We start from the raw sequence: 20,447 nt of genomic DNA, 5'->3' as shown, positions 1-20,447 counted from the left end.
CTCACATGAATTGCTGTATAAATAATCAGTAGGAGAGTATAGCAGCTCATGTTACTGCTTCCGAGAATATTTAATGCTCTCTTTTATTAAGTGGCACGTGCTTTACATCCTTAAATAATCGTGTAATCTTTATTGTCAATAGAGCACTGCCCATTATGGGTATGTTCTGGGTCGTCAGACCCTCGTTAGACAGGGATTGTTAAACGCTAATTTCATCGAAAGAGCTGTTCATGGAAGAGACGCTGCAGTACGACAAATCTACCAACTCATATAGCCGTGGTTTCAGTCTTATAGAGCTGATGCTGGTGCTGACCATCCTATCGATTCTGCTGTTTATTGCAGTGCCTAATTTTTCTGGATTCGTGTCTCAAACCCGACTCAGTGGGGCTAAAGACCGATTAATTTCCAGTCTTTCCTTTGCCCGAACCGAAGCCATTAAACGGGGTTCTCCTTCGATCATCTGTCGTAGCGTTGATGGCATTAACTGTGCTGGAAACATCGTTATCGCCGCTACCCGCGACTGGGCTGGGGGTTGGTTAATCTTTTCAGACGAAAATGAGAATAATCTTTTGGATAACAATGAGTTGATGAGGATGGAAACGGATCTGAATAGTTCTTTGACCATTGAATTTAGTCGCGGTGATCTGATTGTGTTTAATCATTTAGGTGTGTTGCAAAATGCGGCAGTGAATGAGCAGACGTTTGTGTTAAGTGATGCCGGTGATAACGCTGCTGTCACTGCGTTATCAGTGCTGGCCACGGGTCGAATACGCAGCTGTAAGGATTGGAATAGTGGAGGTGGGTCATGCAACGACAGCTAGGCTTTAATCTGATTGAGGTAATGGTGGCGCTGGTCATCCTTACCATTGGGCTGCTGGGGATGGCGGCGTTGCAGTTAACCGCGGTAAAGCAAAACCAGAGTGCGTATATGCGTACCCAGGCGAATCAACTGGCGTACGATATTATTGATCGGGTCAGGGTTAATAAAGGGGCATTAAGCGGTTATCTGGATCAGGACGAAGGAACGGAGAATTCCAACTGCATTAGTTATAACGGCAATGTTAGCGGTTGTTCTGAGGACGAAATGGCAGCTAATGATCTGTATGAATGGCTGCAATTACTAAACCAAAAGGTTCCGTCTGGTAGTGGACGGCTTTGTCAGGGGACGCTGACATTTAACGCTTTGAACATGCCGGGCTGTAATTCCGATGATGATGCGCCTCTGTCAGTGTATATCTGGTGGGAGGATAGCCGGGATGGGTCTTCTACCCGATTAGTCATGAGTAGCCGCTTATGAATAATCGAATAAAGCTTAATCAGCGAGGTTTATCATTAGTTGAGCTGATGATTGCGATGGTAATTGGTTTGATGTTAACCGCTGCTGTTTTGCAGGTGTTTGTTAGCAGCAGAGTGAGCTACTCAATGCAGACGGGTCTGGCTCAGCTACAAGAAAATGGTCGTTTTGCCCTTGAATTTCTATCGCGGGATATACGTCAGTTAGGCTTTCAGGGGTGCTCGGTTGAAAACAGCCTTGCAAATGTTGTGAATGATGGGAGCGGGGTGGATCCTTTTATCAACCTGTCCCGACCGTTAGATGGGCAGGATAATATAGGTAATGCAGTTGCTTTCAACGGTCGTAACGCTATTTCAGGTAGTGATGTTATGCATATTAAATATGCTGAAGCATCAGGCGCCTGCAGGATTGAATCCCATTCAAGCAGCAATAGCCGGTTGTCTTGCGAAGGCCCCCATTCATTCAGCCAGGGGGATGTGCTGATCGCTTCTGATTGTGGTCATAGCGCTATTTTTCAAAAATCGAATCTTGACGTAGCAGGCGCAAATAAGCTGATTTTCCATGCCAGTGATAAGGGCAAGCCAGGCAATTGTGTGCCCGGTTTGGGCGGGCCTGTGACCTGTAGCGGAAGTGGTAAAGGCTATAGCTTCACACCGGGTTCCTTGGTTCAGCGCTTGCTCTCTTTCCGATATTTCATAGCTCTTAATAATTTTGGCCGACCTGCGCTCTATCGTCAGGGGATTATCATCACCGGGGCGAAATTTGGCACTGGTAATCAGGAGTTGGTTGAAGGTGTTGAGGATATGCAGATTCTTTACGGCGTTGATACCGATGCCGATGGTCGGCCCGACAAATATGTGGATGGTGCCGTAGCCGGTGCTGATTTTAATGCGGTAGGTGCTGTGCGGATTAGTCTGTTGCTCAGAAGCACAGCAGCCAATCTGGTTAAGGAAGGGCAAACGTTAAACTTCAATGGTGTTAATCGTCAGTTCAACGACGGCTACTTACGCAAAGTGTTTAGTACAACGATTCAGATACGGAACAGGTTATAGCGATGGCAAGGATAGCTGAACGGGGAATGGTACTGGTTGTTAGTCTGATCATATTGCTGGCGATGACTGTGATCGGTTTGGCAGGTATGGAGATAACCAGTCTGGAAGAGAAAATGACCGGCAGTATGCGTGATCGAAATGTTGCGTTTCAGGCGGCAGAGTCGGCTCTCAATGAGGCGGAAAATTTTCTGGAAAATACCCGGCCATTACCCGACTTTACAGATAAGGATGGATTGCTTTCGGAGACCGGTAACTGGCAAACCGTTAATTGGGAAAATAATCTTGCCGTTGCGCTATATGAAGGCCCGGGTTTTGACAACCTGGCTTTACCTTCCGCTTATGTAATAGAGAAACTGGACTATATCAGTCATGGGGTGGAGCTTGGTGACGCGGTAACGACTGATGAGTACTTTCGGATAACGGCCCGGTCTCAGGGATTGAGCGGTTCTGCGCAGGTTATTTTACAGACTGTTTATAAGCGTTAATAAAGGGATGTTGTAATGTGCTTTCTCAATAAGAATAGTCTACTGATGTTAGTTATCGCTGGTCTGCTGGGCAGCACTAATAGCTTTGCCGGTATTGCTCAGACACCGTTATATCTGTCCCAGTCTGCCGCGCCACGCATATTGTTTGCTATGTCCAATGATCATCAGCAGTTTGTTAAAGCGTATACCGACTATACCGATCTGGATGATGATGGAGTTCTGGATTTTACCTATCAGGACAGCTTCGATTACTACGGCTATTTTGATAGCGCTAAATGTTACCTATATGACAGCACAGATAAACGTTTTGAGCCGGATGGTACCGCCGGTGGTACTAATGGACACGAGTGTAATGGTAATAACAAACAGTGGAGCGGTAACTGGCTGAACTGGGCTACCATGACCCGCATGGATATAGTGCGTAAAGTGCTTTATGGCGGCAAGCGCTCTACCGATACTGCTGATGAAACTGTATTAGAGCGCGCTTATTTACCATCTGATGTCCACTCGTTTGCCAAAGTATTCAAAAAAGAAAAGGCTTCACAGGTACATAAGTTCACCCCGTATGACGATAAGAGTATTACCGTTTGTAACACGAGTTTTGTATCAAACACTGAAACCAGTGGGTCAATATCCACACTGGATTATCCGCCTTTGATGCAGGTTGCCATTGGTGATTTTCCGCAATGGGCCCTGTCTGAAAAACATCAGTGTGGCTTCAGGGGAAATGATAATACAGCGTCCGAGATGACCCGTCCGCATAAAGACAACGATAAAGATAAAGATCTTGGGAGCGATTTTGTGGTGCGGGTTCAAGTGTGTGATGCAAGCCTGCCGGAGGGCAATTGTAAAGCCTATGCTAGCTTAAAGCCGACCGGGTTATTGCAGCAGTATGGTGAAGATAGTGCTGCGCTGAAAATGAACTTTGGATTGATAACCGGTAGTTATGAAAAGAACTTATCAGGAGGGGTGCTGAGAAAAAATATTATACCTTTTGCGGGGAATGACGATGCCGATCAGGATGAGATTGATTCAGGCAGCGGAATTGTTAAATATTTAGTCTCAGACACCGCCGTCAAAGGGATTATTCACAGCCTTGATTCTTTTCGTATCTATGGTCGCAAAGGCGGGTCTTATAATACACGGGTAAATGACTGGGGTAACCCGTTAAGTGAAATCTATCTGGAGGGCCTGAGGTATTTGTCTGGACAGCGCAAAAAAGCTAATGTCGATTTTGCCGCAGACGATAGTGGTTTTATCACCGCTTTGCCTACCGCTGCAGAGATGCCAGCCTGGGTTGATCCGCTTTCTGAGGACGAATGGTGTGCCGATCTATCGGTTATTACACTGTCAACCGGGCTTAATTCTTTCGATACCGATGATCTATCTAGTGATATCTCTGGGTTGGATATTAGGGCGATGACTAATGAAGTTGGCCGTTTGGAAGGGATGAACGGGAACGATTATTACATTGGTGAAAATCTGTCGGACAGTAATCGCAAATGCACTGCTAAAACTATCCATAATCTGGCTGATGTAAAAGGTATTTGCCCTGAAGTACCAGGTAAACAAGGGGGGTATCATATTGCCGGCATGGCGCATTACGCCAAGACCCATGATATCAGGCCGGATATTACTCCTGAAGATGGTGAGGCCAGGCAATCAGTTACCACTTATGCGGTTGCTCTGGCTGAGACAATGCCGCGGTTTGAAGTACCGGTAGCGGGTGGGAAAGTGACTATTATTCCTTACTGTACTGACCGTAAAGATGATGACACTAAGCCGTGGGCAGTGCCAAAAGATTGTACTATGACTGGTCTGAGGGTGTTATCTCTGAACCCTGAGGGAACGCGGGGTGAAATAGATGTTAGCTGGGAGGATAAGCCTCGGGGGGCTGACTATGATATGGATGTTATAGCCCATATCGCTTTTTGTGCGGAAGACGCCTGCGATGATAATCCGGGGGCGGGTAAGCTAAGGGTTAGTACTGAAATTCGACTGGTTAAGACAACTGCACCTAAGTGGCTGGGCTATTTTATTGAAGGTACTACTGATGATGGAAGACACCTCCCTCTAACAAGGAATGGTTCGGGGAATGAGGATGAGCGTCAAGATATTACTCCTTATATCACCTCTTCTACGCCAGGCTATCCTGATCCTTACATTTATCCGGCTAATGATTCAAATAATCTCGCCTATGAAGACCCAAATGTTTTAGTCAATACACAAGTCTTCTCTCAGGGTAACTCGGTAGGGGCGTTTCTCGAAAACCCGCTCTGGTATACCGCTAAATACGGTGCTTTTATCGAACAGAATGATCTGGAAGACCCTAAACCAGATTTGGCTGAAGAGTGGGATATAGATAGCGATGGGGTGCCCGATGGATTTTTTAATGCCCGTAACCCATCAAAGCTATTCAATTCTCTCAGTAATGTGATTGCAGATATTGTTAAGCGGGAATCTTCCAATACCTCAGTTGCGGCTAACTCAACGCAATTAGGCACAGACTCTAAAATCTATCAGGCCCGCTTTTATAGTGGGGACTGGAGCGGTGACTTATTGGCCTTTGCCCTTGATCCCGAGAGCGAGAGTTTAGTTTCATTTAGTGAACCTGTCTGGAACGCTGCGGATCGTATCCCCGACGCGAATAAGAGAGCGATTTTCACATCCACCGGTGCTTTTTTAAAAAGCGGTGTGTCCTTTAAGTACGGGAATCTTTCTGAGGATCAAAAAGTATTTATTACAGAAGCCCAGGTTGACTATCTTCGGGGCGATCGAAGCCGGGAGCAGGATCAGTTTCGTCAGCGTAGTTCGGTGTTGGGGGATATCATAAATTCTAACCCGCTTTATGTTGGCCAGGATAATTTTAATTATTATCAGTTGGAATTAGCAGCGGATAAATCCTCGACCTATCGTAACTATCTGACGGGTACCGGATCACTGGATAAAAATAGTCGCCAGGATATGATCTATGTGGGCGCTAACGACGGTATGTTACACGGGTTTTTAGGTAAGGGTGAGCAAGGAAACTGTACGCCTGGGGCTAAGCTCTGTGAGGGTGAAGAGTTATTTGCTTATATACCTAAAGGATTGTTTAACCAGCCATATGCTGGAGATAGTGGTTTAGCATCTCTGACTCAGCCGGCTTATCAGCATCGATACTATGTGGATGGGTCGCCGCGCCATGGTGATGCTTATATTCGTTATGAGGAGACGATAGCTCGCTGGGGGACTGCATTAGTGGGTACCCTTGCCGGTGGAGGAAAAGGTATTTTTGCGCTGGATGTTTCTAATCCGGACAGTTTTACTGACGATGATGTGCTTTGGGATCTGGATGAAACTGATCTGGGCAGCAACCTGGGCTATACCTTCGGCCAGGCGTCTATCGTTAAGCTAGCCAATGGTAAGTGGGGCGCCGTATTTGGCAATGGCTATTATAGTGAAAGCCGTGATGCGGTGTTGATGATTGTTGATCTGGAAACCGGCGAACTGATTAAAGAGATAGCAACGCAGAGCGTTCCCTTCGGTGCTGAAGCCAATGGCTTATCATCGCCCCAGGTGGTAGATACAACAGGCGATAAAATTGCCGATACCGTTTATGCCGGTGACCTACAAGGCAACCTTTGGAAGTTTGATATCTCCTCAAATGAGTCAGACAACTGGGGTGTTTGGAAACCGGATGCGACTTCACTAGAGGAACCTCTGTTTACGGCTTGTGCAGCGGTTAGCTGTGGCTTGAATAATCGTCAGCCAATCACGACCCGCCCCCGGGCAGTTAAGACGCCGAGTGGCGGTCTGATGCTGCTGTTTGGTACCGGTCGATATATGGAGCTGACGGATACTGAAGACAGTTCTGTACAGAGCTTTTATGGCATTTATGACGATGATATTTCGGTTCTTTCCGGTCGAAGCAAATTGGTAAGCCAAACCATCATAAAAGAATATTCTTCGGAAGACCTTCTACTGCTGACCCCGCCAGTCGTATCCCCAAATGATTTGCGGGTTACTTCGGATAATCAGATTAGTTTAAAGACTGACAGAGGTTGGTATATGGACTTTAAACAGAGTGATTATCCCGGCGAACGTATTGTTTCTAACCCACTTATATTGGGTGATAGTGTAATTTTCCCAACAATTGTTCCTGAGCCCGGCGCTTGCAGTGATGGTGGGAGTAGTTGGTTGATGGAGCTAAATGCGCTATCGGGTGGAAGGCCGGAGATAACCGATGTGAATGGTGACGGGGTAATTGATGATAAAGACCTGGTTGAGGGTGTGCCGGTATCAGGTAGAAAATATGATGCACTCATTAATGAGTCGCTGGTGCTGGATGAGGGAGAGAATTTGGTCATTCTCACGCCAGATACTGAGCTAAACCTTAATGAGCAAGTCAGAGCTAAGGATAAGATATCAGGCCGCAAGTCCTGGTTGCAGATAAAGTAGTAGGAGAGCAGGGATGAAGGCAGTAAAGGGGTTTACATTGATTGAGCTTATGATCGTCGTGGCGATTATCGGTATTTTGATGACAATTGCCTATCCGTCCTATCTATCCTATATGCAGGATACTCGTCGGGGCGTGGCCGAAGCCGATTTGATGGAGTTGTCACAATGGATGGAGCGAAACTATACCGTGAGCGGCCGTTATACCAACGTGAGTAACGCCGCACCCGCGCTTCCCTTTGATAAATCCCCTAAAGATGGCGCGGTCCGTCATTATGGTCTGAGCATTGCTGCAATCACCGCTAATAACTATGTATTGACCGCAACCCCTGTGCCAGGCAGTGCACAATCAACCGATCCTTGTGGTGTAATACGGGTTGACCAAACCGGCAACCGGGTATTTGTCGGTGGCTGTTAGGCTACAGGCTACAGGCTATACCGGTGCCAGGCTGGCTGCATTTTTAACTCTGTATTGTAGTATCCGACGAAACTCATCCGGATCTTTTATCTTCTGTGTCGAGTCAGGATCTAACGCTGGAATCAGGCGTGACAGCCAGAAGCGCATCGCCGCAGTACGGGTAAGTTGAGGCCAGGCCAGGTACTCGTTGTCTTCGAACGGCCGCACGGCATTATAGGCAGCCAATAGGGCCTGCTCCCGTTCGGAATCGATACTGCCGTCAGGGTTTACACACCAGTCATTGGCGACAATCGCCAGATCAAACAGCAGATAACCGGTACAGGCGTTATAAATATCCAGAATAGCGCTGAGCTGGTCTCCGTCGAACAGGGCGTTATCAAAGAACAGATCACCGTGGATCGCTCCTTGAGGTAGTTCCCAGGGTTGCTCTCTAAGTTGATCAAACAGAGTCACTTCCTGGTTCAGCAGTGCAGCATCTTCGGCATTTAGTTTACGACTGATCTGTTGAGACTCTCGGCGCCACCAGAAGACCCCCCGATGGGCCTGACGTTGCAGATAAAAGTCGCTACCCGCTTTATGAAACTGCGCCAGAGCTCGGCCGATCTGAGCGCAATGATCGGGTGTCAGCTTATCAAGATGTCGGCCTGCAAAGCGGGGCTGCAGTAGGGCGGGGCGGTTATGCATCGATTTAAGTGCAATACCGTTACGGTCTTTAAAGGGAAACGGCACCGGGCAGTTTCGTTCAGATAACCAGGTGGTAAGCTCAACAAAGTACGGCATCTCATCCTGACTGAGCTCTTCAAACAGGGTCAGAACATACTCCTGTTGCTGGCCTGCACTGTCGCGCAATGAGACAAAATAGTTGGTGTTTTCGATGCCACCCTCGATGCCCTGGAAATCTACCAGTTCACCGAGGTCAAAGTCCTGTAGCAGGGTTTGCAGATCATCTCTGCTAACGGAGGTGTATACAGCCATAAAATCTATCTTTCCAACGTGCTGGCTACCAGCTAAATAGAATCCACTTCGGTAACATCAGGCTAGAGTTATCAAAGCGTTGAAATTCCCCCTCATCGGTGGGAACCAGATAGTAAGTCTTACCTACGACAGGTTCCACCTTTATCTCTTTTAGTTGGCCATTTATACGATATTCGTAATAGGTGGCTTTCTTGCCCTGGCGGATAGTAACGGCGGGTTCATTTTCATCAAATTCGGGTAGCACTTCTGCAACAGCAACCGGTACGGTGGAAAATGAGAGTAACAGGGTGGCCAGTAACAGTGATTTTTTCATAACAGCTCCATGAACCGGGTGTGCCTCTTCAGTGACAGAGGGTTATCGCATATGATGGTGCACTACACTATCTCCTGACGGACAATGACTGCAATACCATGACCGCAAATACTTCACCTATTATTCTAGTCGATGGCTCCTCTTATCTGTATAGGGCCTTTTTTGCATCTCAACAGGCTGATATGCGTACCTCTGAAGGGGTGCCAACGGGTGCAGTGCGACTGGTCACCAGTATGCTGCGTAGCCTTATAAAACAGTATCCTGATAGTCCGGTTGCTGTGATATTTGATGCCAAGGGTAAAACCTTCCGTGATGAGATATACCCGGAATATAAAGCGCAGCGGCCGTCGATGCCGGATGATCTGCGCACTCAGATAGAGCCTATTCATAATATTGTACGGGCGATGGGGTTTCCGTTAATCGCAGTCGAAGGTGTTGAAGCTGATGATGTAATCGGTACCTATGCACGGGAAGCCAGTGCTAAAGGGCTGGATACTGTGATATCAACCGGCGATAAAGATATGGCCCAGCTGGTGGATAAGCACGTTACCCTGATTAATACCATGAATGACAGCTATATGGATGTGGAAGGGGTTAAAGATAAGTTTGGTATTCCTCCGGAACTGATTATCGATTTTCTGGCCCTGATGGGCGATAAGGTCGACAACATTCCCGGCGTTCCCGGCGTTGGTGAAAAGACAGCGCTGGCATTGTTACAGGGTATCGGTGGTATTGCTGATCTGTATGACAATCTGGATAAGATCGCTGCACTGGGTTTCCGTGGCTCTAAAACCATGGCCAAAAAGCTGGAAGATAATCGAGAAGGCGCTGAGCTGTCGTATCTGCTGGCGACCATCAAAACTGATCTTGAGCTGGAACTGCCAATTGAAGATATTCCGGTACCGATAGCCAATAATGATCAGTTGATGCCGCTGTTTAAACAGTGTGAGTTTCGTACCTGGGTGCGGGATCTTGATGATACCGCCGATGGTTCAGGCGGCGATGCTACAGGGGGAGAAAACGAAGCTCCTCCGGCACCTGTAGAAGTAGAATATGAAACTATTCTCAACCAGCAGGATTTTGATCGCTGGCTGAAAGCATTGTCTGAAGCTGATCTGTTTGCGTTTGATACCGAAACCGACAGCCTGAATTATATGGAAGCAAACCTGATCGGGCTGTCGTTCTCAATTGAGCCGGGCAAGGCCGCTTATTTACCGGTTGCTCATGATTATATGGGCGCACCTGACCAGCTGGATCGTAAGTCAGTGCTTACTCAGTTGAAGCCGCTATTGGAAAGTGAGCAGCATAAAAAAGTGGGGCAACATATCAAGTACGATATGAATGTTCTGGCCCGCTACGATATCGAACTGAAAGGTGTTGCCTTCGATACGATGTTGGAATCCTATGTACTGAACTCCACCGCGACCCGTCATAATATGGACGCCATGGCTGATCATTATCTGGATCTGAAAACGGTTAAGTTTGAAGAGATCGCAGGCAAAGGTAAAAAGCAGCTGACCTTTAATCAGATTGAGATGGAGCAGGCGGCACCCTACGCCGCAGAAGATGCGGACATTACATTACGTTTGCATCAGACTCTGAATAACCGGTTAGAAAATGACAGTGCTTTAGAACAGGTTTTTAGTGATGTTGAGCTGCCGTTAATCCCCGTGTTGGCCCGGATGGAACAACAGGGTGCGCTGGTGGATGCTACACAGCTGGCACAGCAGAGCCTGGAGCATGGCAAGCGTCTGGCAGAGCTTGAAATCAAAGCCCACGAGCTGGCGGGTGGGCCATTCAACCTGAGTTCGCCTAAACAGCTACAGGAAATTTTATTTGAGCAACAGAAGTTGCCGGTCATTAAGAAAACACCCAAAGGTGCACCTTCAACTGCAGAAGAAGTGCTACAGGAACTGGCGCTGGATTATCCATTGCCGAAGCTGATTATTGAACATCGCAGCCTGAGTAAACTGAAAAGCACTTATACGGATAAGTTGCCACAGATGATTAATCCTGCGACTAAGCGGATTCATACCTCTTATCATCAGGCCGTGACAGCGACGGGCCGGCTTTCATCATCGGACCCTAATTTACAAAATATCCCCATCCGTACCACTGAAGGTCGCCGCATCCGACAAGCCTTTGTTGCGCCGGAAGGTTATAAACTGGTGGCTGCCGATTACTCTCAGATCGAGCTACGTATTATGGCTCATCTGTCGCAGGATAAGGGCTTGCTGAATGCTTTCGCCGGCGGCGAAGACGTCCATAAAGCGACGGCGGCTGAAGTCTTCAAAGTTGCCCTGGATGAGGTCACCATTGATCAGCGCCGTAGTGCTAAGGCGATTAACTTTGGCCTGATCTATGGTATGTCAGCATTTGGGCTGGCTAAGCAGCTGGGTATAGGTCGGAACGAAGCACAAAAGTATATTGAACATTACTTTGAAACATACCCCGGTGTGCAGCGCTATATGGATGATATTCGTCTGAAAGCGTCTGAAGATGGCTATGTTGAGACCCTGTTTGGTCGCCGGCTCTATCTGCCTGAAATTAAAGCCAGCAATGGTATGCGGCGACAGGCGGCTGAACGTACTGCGATCAATGCGCCGATGCAGGGTACTGCTGCGGATATCATCAAAAAAGCGATGGTCAAGGTTGATGACTGGCTAGAGAGCAGCGCTACCGAAGCCCGAATGATTATGCAGGTACACGATGAATTGATTCTGGAGGTGCCAGAAGCCGAGGTGGAAAGCGTCTCTGCTCAGCTGGTTGAGTTAATGCAATCTGCGGCTGATCTGGATGTGCCGTTACTGGTGGAAGCGGGTATCGGTGATAACTGGGATCAGGCGCATTGATGCTATCGAGCTGTAGTTACCTGGCCAGGGGAACTTTTACCAGATAATTCGCTCAGAATAATTGAGGGTCATTTTCACAGTCCTTGCCAAGGGTGGCTCTCATAATAACAAGCATGCGTTCAAGCTCTCGCAATCATTTTGTTCCCCTTTATGATTCCGGGAGCTTCTTTTTGTAGCACTGAGTGATACAGCGAGTAATAAAAACGGCCGACATTCTGAGAATGTCGGCCGTTTTTGTTCGGAGTCTCTGGCGAGTTGTAATAATTACTCTTCTGAGTCGCCGGAAGCCTCTTCTAATAACCAGTTGTTCAGTCTGTCACGAAGTTGTTCAACGCCGTTTTTTTTCAGCGCAGAAAATGACTGGATACTGATCAGAGGATTGTTTTTAGCATCAAGATCCCGTTTCAGCTTTAGTACTGCATTCTGGGCCGGGCCTTTTTTCAGTTTGTCCGCCTTGGTCAGGAGTATATGCAGCGGCATATTTGCCTGCTGACACCACTGAATCATCATCTGGTCAAATTCTTTGAGTGGGTGACGGATATCGACCATCAGAACAACTCCTTTGAGGCAGTCACGATTCTGCAAATAGTCATCAAGATGCTTTTGCCAGTGAACCTTCATTGCGATGGGTACTTTGGCGTAACCATAACCCGGAAGGTCGACTATACGTGCGCCTTCGACATTGGTGTCAAAGAAATTGATCAGCTGCGTACGGCCAGGTGTTTTACTGGTGCGGGCCAGCTTTGCGTTAGTTAAGGTATTGATTGCGCTGGATTTACCCGCGTTGGAACGACCGGCAAACGCAACTTCGGCACCGCTATCTTCAGGGCACTGGCTCAGCTTGCTGGCGCTGGTATTAAATCGGCTCAAATGGTACTGAATCTGGGGTTGGGACATATACTTTTTGCCTATGCGCCTGTAAATACAGACATTATCGTTCCAGTTTGTATGGATATTAGGTTATAATGCCGCCGGAATTCTACCTGTGGCTGGTTTATTACGCCAGCCCAGGAGTTGGTGAGGTCGCCCTGTTTCAATCTGATGAGGGTCAGGTTGCAGCAGAAACCGTTCGCAATTTATAGCAAGAGTCTGGATTAGTCGATGAATAAACTACTGATCGCCTTACTGGTAAGCGTAGGTATCACGGGTGTTGCACATGCGGCCGGTGATGCTGCTGCAGGAAAAAGCAAAACAGCTATTTGTGCAGCTTGTCATGGTGTTGATGGCAACAGCGCAATTGGAAACTTTCCAAAGCTGGCTGGCCAAAATGAGCGTTACCTGCTGAAACAGATGCAGGAAATTAAAGATGGCAGCCGTCCGGTTGTTGAAATGACAGGTATGCTGACTGCCCTGAGTGATCAGGATATGGCAGATATCTCAGCGTATTTCGCATCTAACACTGTTCAGATCGGAGCAGCCAAAGCCGACCTGGTCAAAGCGGGTGAGAAAATTTACCGCGCCGGTATTGAGTCAAAAGGTATTTCTGCCTGTACAGCTTGTCACGGCCCTAACGGAGCAGGTCTGGCATCTGCTGCCTTCCCACAGTTGGGTGGACAGCATGCACAGTACACAGAGAAGCAGCTGAAAAACTTCCGTAATGAGGAGCGTAACAACGATCCTGGCAAGATGATGCGTGATATCGCTGCTAAGATGAGTGATAAAGAAATTCAGGCTGTTTCTAGCTACATTCAGGGTCTGAACTAAGCGTTCAGCTCAGGATAAGGAAAGGCAGCGTAAGCTGCCTTTTTTATTGCTGAAAATAATTTGCTCTGAGGATGAACTTGGTGCAGATAGACCGGTCATAAGAGATTGATTTGTTAAGGTTCTGGAGAGATATCATGTTTAAAAAGCTGGGTTTTGGATTAATGCTAATGGTCAGCGCTGTGTTTGCACAGGCTGAAGGCTACCTGGCAGGCACCCATTATGAAGAGATCGCACGACCAGTGCCGACGGTTGATAAAGGCAAAGTTGAAGTGACAGAAGCTTTTGGTTACCTCTGCCCACACTGTGCCAGCTTTGAGCCTATGTTGCATAGCTGGAGCCAGCAGCAACCAGAAGATGTTGCTTTTGTTCGGGTTCCGGTTGTCTTTTCACGTTCATGGGAGCCGTTGGCGCGGGCATACTATTCTGCGGATCTGATGAATGTTATCGAGAAGACCCATCAGGCAACCTTTGATGCGCTGCATAAAGAGCGCCGTCGTTTCCGCAGCCTTGAAGATCTGGCTGACTTTTATGCGGATCTGGGCGTCGATAAAGACAAGTTCACTAAGATGAATCAGTCATTTGCGGTTAATATGCGTATGAATCAGGGCGCTGCTAAATTGAATGGTTACGGTATTCAGAGTGTGCCAACGCTGATCGTCAACGGTAAGTATCGAATTACTGCTGAAACAGCGGGTGGTCATGTGGGTATGTTGAAAGTTGCTCAGTTCCTGATCGAAAAAGAGCGTGCTGCGCTGTAATTAGCGCCTGCTGTTAAAAAGTCGCTAATGCGGCTTTTTTTATGTCTGGGTGTTGGGGGTTGGGTGTTTTTTCAGCACTATGGGTATTGTCTTTGTTAAGAGGGCTGGCTTGCTCCCCCCTCATTGGCCTAACATGGGCTGATAGTGTTAGTTCGTTGGAAGGTACGAGATGGAACAGGACGACTGGAAAGAGAAGTATAAACAGTTGGCGGCTGATATGGATGCGGTTCAAGAGCGGCTGAATGATAGGTCACTTGATCATCTTGTTTATCAGATGTCCGGGGCGCTTGAAGGACGGTCTGAACTGTTGGATCGCGCTTTAGCGGCGCTTTGTGAACAGCTAAAGAATGGTCAGGACGTGCAGAATGAAGATACTTTCCAGTTGGTAGAAAAACAGCTACGCACTGTAGGTATAGAGCATGAGAAGCATAATACCGATCTGTTACAGGCACTGCATAAGTGGATTCGCCAGTTACGCCTGCAATTAACCACCGAGTTGAGTATAGAGCGTCTTACAAAAGCTGAATCTGCGCTGGTGTCTCTACGAGCGAAGGAAGGCGCTTTACCCGGCATTCTCAACGATCTGGTTGCCCTTCAGGCACCGCTTTTAACAACAGATCTGAGCGAAACACTGAATGTTACAGCCAACAGCTCTGATGCTGCACATGCTGATGACAGCAAACTGCTGCAACAAATAGGTGTTGAGTTGCTTAGCTTGCTAACGGGCTTATGTATCAGTAAGGATGAGACGCCAAAGTCTCGCGACCTTGCTAGACGAATTGAAGAGGGGCTCACGCTAGCCGGATTGCCAGAGATTATTCAGGATCTGGTTAAACTTATTGCTACCTTAAGCAACAACAATAGTGCGGACTTCGAAAACTATCTGCTTAATCTTACCGGGCAGTTGGCTGAAGTTCAGGCTTATCTGATTGAAAACCAGAAAGAAGATCTGGCAAACGGTCAGGCCGCTAAGCTTAGTCAGGATATTCATCATGATGTTCAGGCTATTAGTCTGGCGGTTAGTAATTCCCATGACCTGCATGAACTGAAAAATGAAGTGTCATCGCAATTGCTAAATATTGTTGAATCTGTCGATGCGTATAAGCGTAATGAAGAAGATCGCGAGAAACAGCTTCAAAAGCGATATGAGCAGATGAACAGCCGTCTTGAACAGATGGAGCAACAGACTCAGTTAATGACGGAGCATATCGAAACTGAACGGCAGCGCGCCATGACCGATGCACTTACATCGCTGCCAAACAGAGCCGGATATGATGATCAGATTGAGGCTGAGTTCGAACGGTGGAAGCGCTATCAGCACCATTTCTCAATAGTGGTGGCGGATCTTGATCATTTTAAACGTATCAACGACAGCTTCGGTCACCAGGCCGGGGATAAAGTGCTAAAACTTATCGCAAATGTTCTGACCCGTAAATGCCGGACGACTGACTTCGTTGCCCGTTATGGCGGAGAGGAATTTGTTATTCTGATGCCTTCAACCAATGCCGAGAAGTCGGCTCAGGGTGTTGATAAAATTCGTAAAGCGATTGAGAGCAGTCCGTTTAATTTTCATGGTAAGCCGGTACAAATTACAATGTCGTTCGGTGTTGCCGAAATTCAGGAAGGTGATACCGTTGAATCTCTTTTCGCCCGTGCAGATAAAGCACTGTATAGCGCAAAAGGTAATGGCCGCAACCGGATTGAGCTGGGTTAAAGATTTAGTGGTTAGACTCGGGTATGATGCAGCTCTCAACCTAACGGGTCGTAACCGGCGGCATTACCAGCCCAGGGCCTGAATAACTCACAACGGAAAACACCTGTAGTGCGACGTCTTCTCCGAATTTCAAAAATTGTACGGGTAGTTGCCAAGTACCGGCTTGATACCTTTTTCGATCAGCTGAACCTGCGTTGGTATGTTCGTTTTCTACTGGCGTTAATGGTATGGCGTTATCTGATCCCTGTAGGGGACCGGTCTGAAGGTGAGCGGTTACGTCTGGCATTAGAAGAGCTTGGGCCGATTTTTATTAAATTTGGTCAGATGCTTTCAACCCGCAGGGATCTGTTGTCAGATGACCTGGCATTGGAGTTGAAGAAGCTTCAGGATAATGTGCCGCCTTTCTCAGGAACCTATGCACAGCAGCTTATTGAGCAATCATTAGGTTCTCCGGTGGAAGAGCTGTTTGCTGAATTCAGTGCTGAGCCGATGGCCTCAGCCTCGGTCGCTCAGGTCCATGCGGCATTGCTTTACAATGGAGAAGAGGTCGTTGTTAAGGTTATTCGCCCGGGTATCGAGCGTACCATTAAGAAAGATGTAGCTCTGCTATTTACCCTGGCTCATCTGGTTGAAAAACTATGGGCAGAAGGGCGTCGCTTGCGGCCAGTCGAAGTCGTAGCGGACTATGAAACTACTATCTTTGATGAATTAGATCTACGTAAAGAAGCGGCTAACTGTTCTCAGATTCGACGTAACTTTGATAATTCGCCGATTCTCTATGTGCCAGAGATTTTCTGGGATCTGACCCGTCAGAATGTCTTGGTTATGGAGCGTATCCACGGTATTCCAGTGGCTGATGTTGATCAGTTGAATGCTCAGAATACGGATATGAAGAAGCTGGCAGAGCAGGGTGTTGAGATTTTCTTCACCCAGGTATTCCGGGACAGTTTTTTTCATGCTGATATGCATCCGGGCAATATTTTTGTTTCCCGTAGTAATCCATCCTCACCGCAATACATCGCAGTAGATTTTGGTATTGTTGGCTCGCTGACAGCAGAAGATCAGAGCTACCTGGCGCGAAACTTCCTGGCCTTCTTTCAGCGGGATTATCGTCAGGTGGCACAGCTGCATATAGATTCGGGCTGGGTACCGGAAGATACCAATGTCTACGCATTCGAAACTGCGATACGTAGCGTCTGTGAGCCTATTTTTGAAAAGCCACTGAAAGATATTTCCTTTGGTCTGGTATTGATGGGGCTGTTCCAGACGGCTCGTCGTTTCAATATGGAAGTGCAGCCACAGTTAGTACTGCTGCAGAAAACACTACTTAATATTGAAGGCTTGGGGCGCCAGCTGTATCCGGATCTGGATCTTTGGCAGACGGCACAGCCGTTCCTTGAGCGTTGGATGAAAGAACGTATGGGGCCAAAAGCTGTCTACCGTTCAATGAAGCAACAGGCACCGGACTGGCTGGATAAAATGCCACATCTGCCTCAAATGGCCTATGAAGCTCTGCATCAGTTGAAAAACCTGGATGATGTCCGACGCCGGGATATGCTGGCACTGAGTGTTGCCCGTCAGGAGCTGAAACAGCAAGGCAATCAGCGCGGGCGCTGGGTGGGAGTAGCGTGTCTGGTATTGGCCGCAGGCTTTGCTGTTGAGGATCCGACTATGCTTGCTAATGACCTGCCCGCTATAACCTGGTTATTTGGCGGAATTGCAGCGGTTTTATTGTTACGTCGTTAAACTGAAACAATAAACAATTAGACTTTTTGAGCCCCATATTTCGGGGATAGCAGAGCGTGCAGGGATCAGGTATCCTTGCCTGCTTAGTTTTTAAAGAAGATAGATATGTCAGAACAGTGGTTAGAGCAGATTAAGTGGAATGCTGATGGTTTAGTGCCGGCAATCGCCCAGGATCACCAGACAGGCCGTGTACTCATGGTTGCCTGGATGAATGCTGAAGCACTTTCTCTGACTGTTCAGGAAAATCGGGCTATCTATTTTTCACGTTCTCGTCAGAAGTTATGGCGTAAGGGTGAAGAGTCTGGCCATGTTCAGCAACTGCATGATATCCGTCTGGATTGTGATGATGATGTGATCTTGCTTAGTGTTGAGCAGCTGGGAGGCATTGCTTGTCATACCGGTCGGGAGAACTGCTTTTATAAAACCCTGAAAGAGGGTGAGTGGGTGGCTGTAGAGCCGGTATTGAAAGACCCTAAAACGATATACGAAAAGTAAGGTCTTAATATGAGTGATGTACTGAATCAGCTAGGCGATATTCTCGAACAACGTAAAATCGCGACAGCCGAAAAATCATATGTTGCCAGCTTGCATGCTAAGGGTCTGAATAAGATTTTAGAAAAGGTTGGCGAAGAAGCGACTGAAACCATACTGGCGGCAAAGGATGCGCAAAGTAGTGGTGATAATAGTGATGTTATCTATGAGACTGCAGACCTGTGGTTTCACACATTAGTTGCGTTATCGCACCTGGGTGAACGTCCTGAAGCGGTAATTAATGAACTGGCACGTCGATTTGATATGTCTGGTCTTGAAGAAAAAGCATCAAGAGCAGATAAATAGCATCTAATTGACCGCTGGGATGATGATCATCAATTGTATCTATGCTTGATGTTGTATAGTCCCGGAATAGAAAATTGTTTTTGTAATAATTCATTTAATAGGTAGCGCTAAGCTACCTGAGATGTAAAACGGAGAAAAAGAATATGTTAGGTGGTATCAGTCTTTGGCAGCTGGCAATCATTCTGGTAATCGTTGTACTGCTGTTCGGTACTAAAAAATTACGTAATCTGGGTGGTGATGTAGGCGGTGCCGTTAAAGGTTTTAAGAAGGCTATGAATGACGAGCCTAAAGAAGACGCAAAGCTAGAAAATGATGCTGAATTTACTGCAGCAGATGATGCTGAAGTAAAAGAAAAGGCGAAAGAAGAGCCTAAAGCTGACAAATAACAGGTAGCTGGCAGATGTTTGATATCGGCTTTGCAGAGCTACTGATTATTGCTGTTGTTGGTCTGGTCGTCTTAGGGCCGGATAAGCTACCTATTGCTGCGCGAACGGTAGGTCTGTGGGTGGGAAAAGCCCGACGGACACTTGGCGGTATTCAGTCTGAGATCAGTGAAGAGCTGCGTCTTGATGAAATGAAGCGTCAGGTGGCAATGCAGAAAGATGAGCTTGATAAAGAGCTTAATGAGATGCGGCAGCCATTTAATGAAGCGCTGGGTGAGGATTCTCCCTTAGCGAATAGTGTAACTACGCCTCCAGAAAGTTCGCAGCCCACTGAGCAGAGTTCCACAGTAAAAGCGGCAGCTAAAGAACAGGAAAAACCAAAGACTGATGATTGATCCTAACCACGACCTGCCAGAACAGGATGCGGAACAGCCTTTTATCTCACACCTGGTAGAATTACGTTCTCGCCTGATGCGGGCACTGTTAGTCATACTGGTTATCTTCCTGGGCCTGTTTTATTTTGCCAATCACTTATATGAGATGATCTCTGCACCTCTGACAGCCTTGCTGCCAGAGGGGACCAGTATGATTGCAACGGATGTCACCTCGCCGTTTTTTGCGCCGTTCAAGCTGACACTGGTATTGTCGTTGTTCCTGGCAATGCCATTTATTCTGCACCAGATCTGGGGGTTTATCTCTCCAGGACTCTACAAGCACGAAAAGCGTTTAGCTGTACCGCTACTGGCATCCAGTATTGTGTTGTTCTATTCAGGCATCGCATTCGCTTACTTCGTTGTATTCCCGCTTATCTTCGGCTTCTTTACCAGTGTTGGTCCTGAGAATGTAGCGGTAATGACCGACATAAGTAGTTATCTGAATTTTGTACTCAAGATCTTTTTTGCATTCGGTATAGTGTTTGAAATTCCTATTGCGACGTTGTTATTGGTCTGGAGTGGCGTGACTAATGTGGAGAGCCTGCGTGGAAAACGGGCCTACGTTATTGTTGGCTGCTTTGTTTTGGGTATGCTGCTGACACCCCCTGATGTTATTTCTCAGACACTATTGGCATTCCCAATGTGGCTGCTATTTGAGTTGGGTATCGTGTTGGCGGTACTGACAAATAAGAAAAAGCCTGGCGATGAAGAGTTGGACGATGAGTTCGACGAGGCAGTAGAAGAAGACGAAGAAAATAAGGGCGCATAAAGAGTAGAGCGTCATAAGTTGACTCACTAGAAAAGCTTAAACAATAAAACCGCCGTCAGGCGGTTTTATTGTTTAAAGAGAAAGTGCTCGTAGTTAATGCGCATACGAAGTGCGCTTTCACATAGCTATATAGAAGGCTCTGCAAGCGATAAGTGGCGTTTGGCGGCGAGCCACCTCGAAATTCGGACTTTTTCATAAAAATTCCACTATTTTCGTGCCTCCCTGTTGACTCCCAGCGCCCCCAGTGTAGAATGCGCTTCCTCGCTTGAGACAGCC

General features: G+C 47.3%; 19 protein-coding genes. 16 read left to right on the top strand and 3 right to left on the bottom strand.

The window, feature by feature from the left end; genetic code table 11:
• Positions 1-230 precede the first annotated feature (230 nt).
• From EHS89_RS11395 to EHS89_RS11370, 6 genes are read left to right on the top strand one after another with little or no spacing between them, the layout of a single operon-like run.
• Positions 231-821, top strand: a complete 591-nt coding sequence (locus EHS89_RS11395; protein WP_124926288.1) for a GspH/FimT family pseudopilin — start codon at positions 231-233, stop codon at positions 819-821.
• Positions 806-1,297, top strand: coding sequence for a type IV pilus modification protein PilV (pilV, locus tag EHS89_RS11390; RefSeq protein ID WP_124926287.1), 492 nt, complete (start codon positions 806-808; stop codon positions 1,295-1,297). The genes EHS89_RS11395 and pilV overlap by 16 nt, the downstream gene beginning before the upstream one ends.
• Positions 1,294-2,346: a PilW family protein gene (locus EHS89_RS11385; protein ID WP_124926286.1), complete on the top strand. Its 1,053-nt coding sequence runs from the start codon at positions 1,294-1,296 to the stop codon at positions 2,344-2,346. The genes pilV and EHS89_RS11385 overlap by 4 nt, the downstream gene beginning before the upstream one ends.
• 2 nt (positions 2,347-2,348) lie before the next feature.
• Complete coding sequence (locus EHS89_RS11380; RefSeq protein ID WP_124926285.1) at positions 2,349-2,831, top strand: pilus assembly PilX family protein; 483 nt, start codon at positions 2,349-2,351, stop codon at positions 2,829-2,831.
• A 15-nt stretch (positions 2,832-2,846) separates the two neighbouring features.
• Positions 2,847-7,271, top strand: a complete 4,425-nt coding sequence (locus EHS89_RS11375) for a pilus assembly protein (RefSeq protein ID WP_124926284.1) — start codon at positions 2,847-2,849, stop codon at positions 7,269-7,271.
• A gap of 13 nt (positions 7,272-7,284) precedes the next feature.
• Positions 7,285-7,686 carry a type IV pilin protein gene (locus EHS89_RS11370; RefSeq protein ID WP_124926283.1) on the top strand — a complete coding sequence of 134 codons (402 nt, stop codon included), beginning with the start codon at positions 7,285-7,287 and terminating at the stop codon, positions 7,684-7,686.
• A 15-nt stretch (positions 7,687-7,701) separates the two neighbouring features.
• Here the strand turns inward: EHS89_RS11370 and EHS89_RS11365 are convergent, their stop codons facing one another.
• Both EHS89_RS11365 and EHS89_RS11360 read right to left on the bottom strand, forming a co-directional pair.
• Positions 7,702-8,661 (bottom strand): homoserine kinase, encoded by a 960-nt coding sequence (locus EHS89_RS11365; protein ID WP_124926282.1) that lies wholly within the window; start codon positions 8,659-8,661, stop codon positions 7,702-7,704.
• Between the two features lie 25 nt (positions 8,662-8,686).
• Positions 8,687-8,974 carry a DUF2782 domain-containing protein gene (locus tag EHS89_RS11360; RefSeq protein ID WP_124926281.1) on the bottom strand — a complete coding sequence of 96 codons (288 nt, stop codon included), beginning with the start codon at positions 8,972-8,974 and terminating at the stop codon, positions 8,687-8,689.
• A gap of 98 nt (positions 8,975-9,072) precedes the next feature.
• Here EHS89_RS11360 and polA point away from each other — a divergent pair, with 98 nt between their 5' ends.
• Positions 9,073-11,826: a DNA polymerase I gene (polA, locus tag EHS89_RS11355; RefSeq protein ID WP_124926280.1), complete on the top strand. Its 2,754-nt coding sequence runs from the start codon at positions 9,073-9,075 to the stop codon at positions 11,824-11,826.
• A gap of 264 nt (positions 11,827-12,090) precedes the next feature.
• On the opposite strand, the gene yihA is transcribed toward polA, so the two are convergent.
• Positions 12,091-12,723, bottom strand: a complete 633-nt coding sequence (gene yihA / locus EHS89_RS11350; protein WP_124926279.1) for a ribosome biogenesis GTP-binding protein YihA/YsxC — start codon at positions 12,721-12,723, stop codon at positions 12,091-12,093.
• Positions 12,724-12,927: 204 nt separating this feature from the next.
• Between yihA and EHS89_RS11345 the strand changes: the two genes are divergently transcribed.
• From EHS89_RS11345 to tatC, 9 genes are all read left to right on the top strand, one after another.
• Positions 12,928-13,530, top strand: coding sequence for a c-type cytochrome (locus EHS89_RS11345; protein ID WP_124926278.1), 603 nt, complete (start codon positions 12,928-12,930; stop codon positions 13,528-13,530).
• Between the two features lie 134 nt (positions 13,531-13,664).
• Positions 13,665-14,288: a thiol:disulfide interchange protein DsbA/DsbL gene (locus tag EHS89_RS11340; protein WP_124926277.1), complete on the top strand. Its 624-nt coding sequence runs from the start codon at positions 13,665-13,667 to the stop codon at positions 14,286-14,288.
• Between the two features lie 169 nt (positions 14,289-14,457).
• Positions 14,458-16,002, top strand: coding sequence for a GGDEF domain-containing protein (locus tag EHS89_RS11335; protein WP_124926276.1), 1,545 nt, complete (start codon positions 14,458-14,460; stop codon positions 16,000-16,002).
• A 108-nt stretch (positions 16,003-16,110) separates the two neighbouring features.
• A complete protein-coding gene (ubiB, locus tag EHS89_RS11330; RefSeq protein ID WP_124926275.1) occupies positions 16,111-17,748 on the top strand; it encodes a ubiquinone biosynthesis regulatory protein kinase UbiB in 1,638 nt (545 codons plus the stop codon).
• A 105-nt stretch (positions 17,749-17,853) separates the two neighbouring features.
• Positions 17,854-18,243: a phosphoribosyl-AMP cyclohydrolase gene (gene hisI / locus EHS89_RS11325; RefSeq protein WP_124926274.1), complete on the top strand. Its 390-nt coding sequence runs from the start codon at positions 17,854-17,856 to the stop codon at positions 18,241-18,243.
• Between the two features lie 9 nt (positions 18,244-18,252).
• Entirely contained in the window at positions 18,253-18,585 is a 333-nt protein-coding gene (locus tag EHS89_RS11320; protein ID WP_124926273.1) for a phosphoribosyl-ATP diphosphatase, read from the top strand.
• A 143-nt stretch (positions 18,586-18,728) separates the two neighbouring features.
• Entirely contained in the window at positions 18,729-18,971 is a 243-nt protein-coding gene (tatA, locus tag EHS89_RS11315) for a Sec-independent protein translocase subunit TatA (protein WP_124926272.1), read from the top strand.
• 14 nt (positions 18,972-18,985) lie between these two features.
• Positions 18,986-19,363 (top strand): Sec-independent protein translocase protein TatB, encoded by a 378-nt coding sequence (gene tatB / locus EHS89_RS11310; RefSeq protein ID WP_124926271.1) that lies wholly within the window; start codon positions 18,986-18,988, stop codon positions 19,361-19,363.
• Positions 19,356-20,171: a twin-arginine translocase subunit TatC gene (tatC, locus tag EHS89_RS11305; RefSeq protein WP_124926270.1), complete on the top strand. Its 816-nt coding sequence runs from the start codon at positions 19,356-19,358 to the stop codon at positions 20,169-20,171. The genes tatB and tatC overlap by 8 nt, the downstream gene beginning before the upstream one ends.
• Positions 20,172-20,447 lie beyond the last annotated feature (276 nt).

This window comes from Amphritea balenae, from assembly GCF_003858655.1.
In the GTDB taxonomy this organism is placed as follows: Bacteria; Pseudomonadota; Gammaproteobacteria; order Pseudomonadales; family Balneatricaceae; genus Amphritea; species Amphritea balenae.
Note: the sequence above shows the minus strand (reverse complement) of the source record. Positions and strands in the feature narration are given on the sequence as shown.

Excerpts from the sequence above, each read along its gene's own strand:
- EHS89_RS11395 (WP_124926288.1), top strand. The coding sequence starts at position 231 with ATGGAAGAGACGCTGCAGTACGACAAATCTACCAACTCATATAGCCGT.
- EHS89_RS11320 (WP_124926273.1), top strand. The coding sequence starts at position 18,253 with ATGAGTGATGTACTGAATCAGCTAGGCGATATTCTCGAACAACGTAAA.
- yihA (WP_124926279.1), bottom strand. The coding sequence starts at position 12,723 with ATGTCCCAACCCCAGATTCAGTACCATTTGAGCCGATTTAATACCAGC.
- EHS89_RS11365 (WP_124926282.1), bottom strand. The coding sequence starts at position 8,661 with ATGGCTGTATACACCTCCGTTAGCAGAGATGATCTGCAAACCCTGCTA.
- EHS89_RS11360 (WP_124926281.1), bottom strand. The coding sequence starts at position 8,974 with ATGAAAAAATCACTGTTACTGGCCACCCTGTTACTCTCATTTTCCACC.
- EHS89_RS11335 (WP_124926276.1), top strand. The coding sequence starts at position 14,458 with ATGGAACAGGACGACTGGAAAGAGAAGTATAAACAGTTGGCGGCTGAT.
- EHS89_RS11380 (WP_124926285.1), top strand. The coding sequence starts at position 2,349 with ATGGCAAGGATAGCTGAACGGGGAATGGTACTGGTTGTTAGTCTGATC.
- EHS89_RS11375 (WP_124926284.1), top strand. The coding sequence starts at position 2,847 with ATGTGCTTTCTCAATAAGAATAGTCTACTGATGTTAGTTATCGCTGGT.
- hisI (WP_124926274.1), top strand. The coding sequence starts at position 17,854 with ATGTCAGAACAGTGGTTAGAGCAGATTAAGTGGAATGCTGATGGTTTA.
- tatC (WP_124926270.1), top strand. The coding sequence starts at position 19,356 with ATGATTGATCCTAACCACGACCTGCCAGAACAGGATGCGGAACAGCCT.
- tatB (WP_124926271.1), top strand. The coding sequence starts at position 18,986 with ATGTTTGATATCGGCTTTGCAGAGCTACTGATTATTGCTGTTGTTGGT.
- EHS89_RS11345 (WP_124926278.1), top strand. The coding sequence starts at position 12,928 with ATGAATAAACTACTGATCGCCTTACTGGTAAGCGTAGGTATCACGGGT.
- EHS89_RS11340 (WP_124926277.1), top strand. The coding sequence starts at position 13,665 with ATGTTTAAAAAGCTGGGTTTTGGATTAATGCTAATGGTCAGCGCTGTG.
- EHS89_RS11370 (WP_124926283.1), top strand. The coding sequence starts at position 7,285 with ATGAAGGCAGTAAAGGGGTTTACATTGATTGAGCTTATGATCGTCGTG.
- polA (WP_124926280.1), top strand. The coding sequence starts at position 9,073 with ATGACCGCAAATACTTCACCTATTATTCTAGTCGATGGCTCCTCTTAT.
- pilV (WP_124926287.1), top strand. The coding sequence starts at position 806 with ATGCAACGACAGCTAGGCTTTAATCTGATTGAGGTAATGGTGGCGCTG.
- tatA (WP_124926272.1), top strand. The coding sequence starts at position 18,729 with ATGTTAGGTGGTATCAGTCTTTGGCAGCTGGCAATCATTCTGGTAATC.
- EHS89_RS11385 (WP_124926286.1), top strand. The coding sequence starts at position 1,294 with ATGAATAATCGAATAAAGCTTAATCAGCGAGGTTTATCATTAGTTGAG.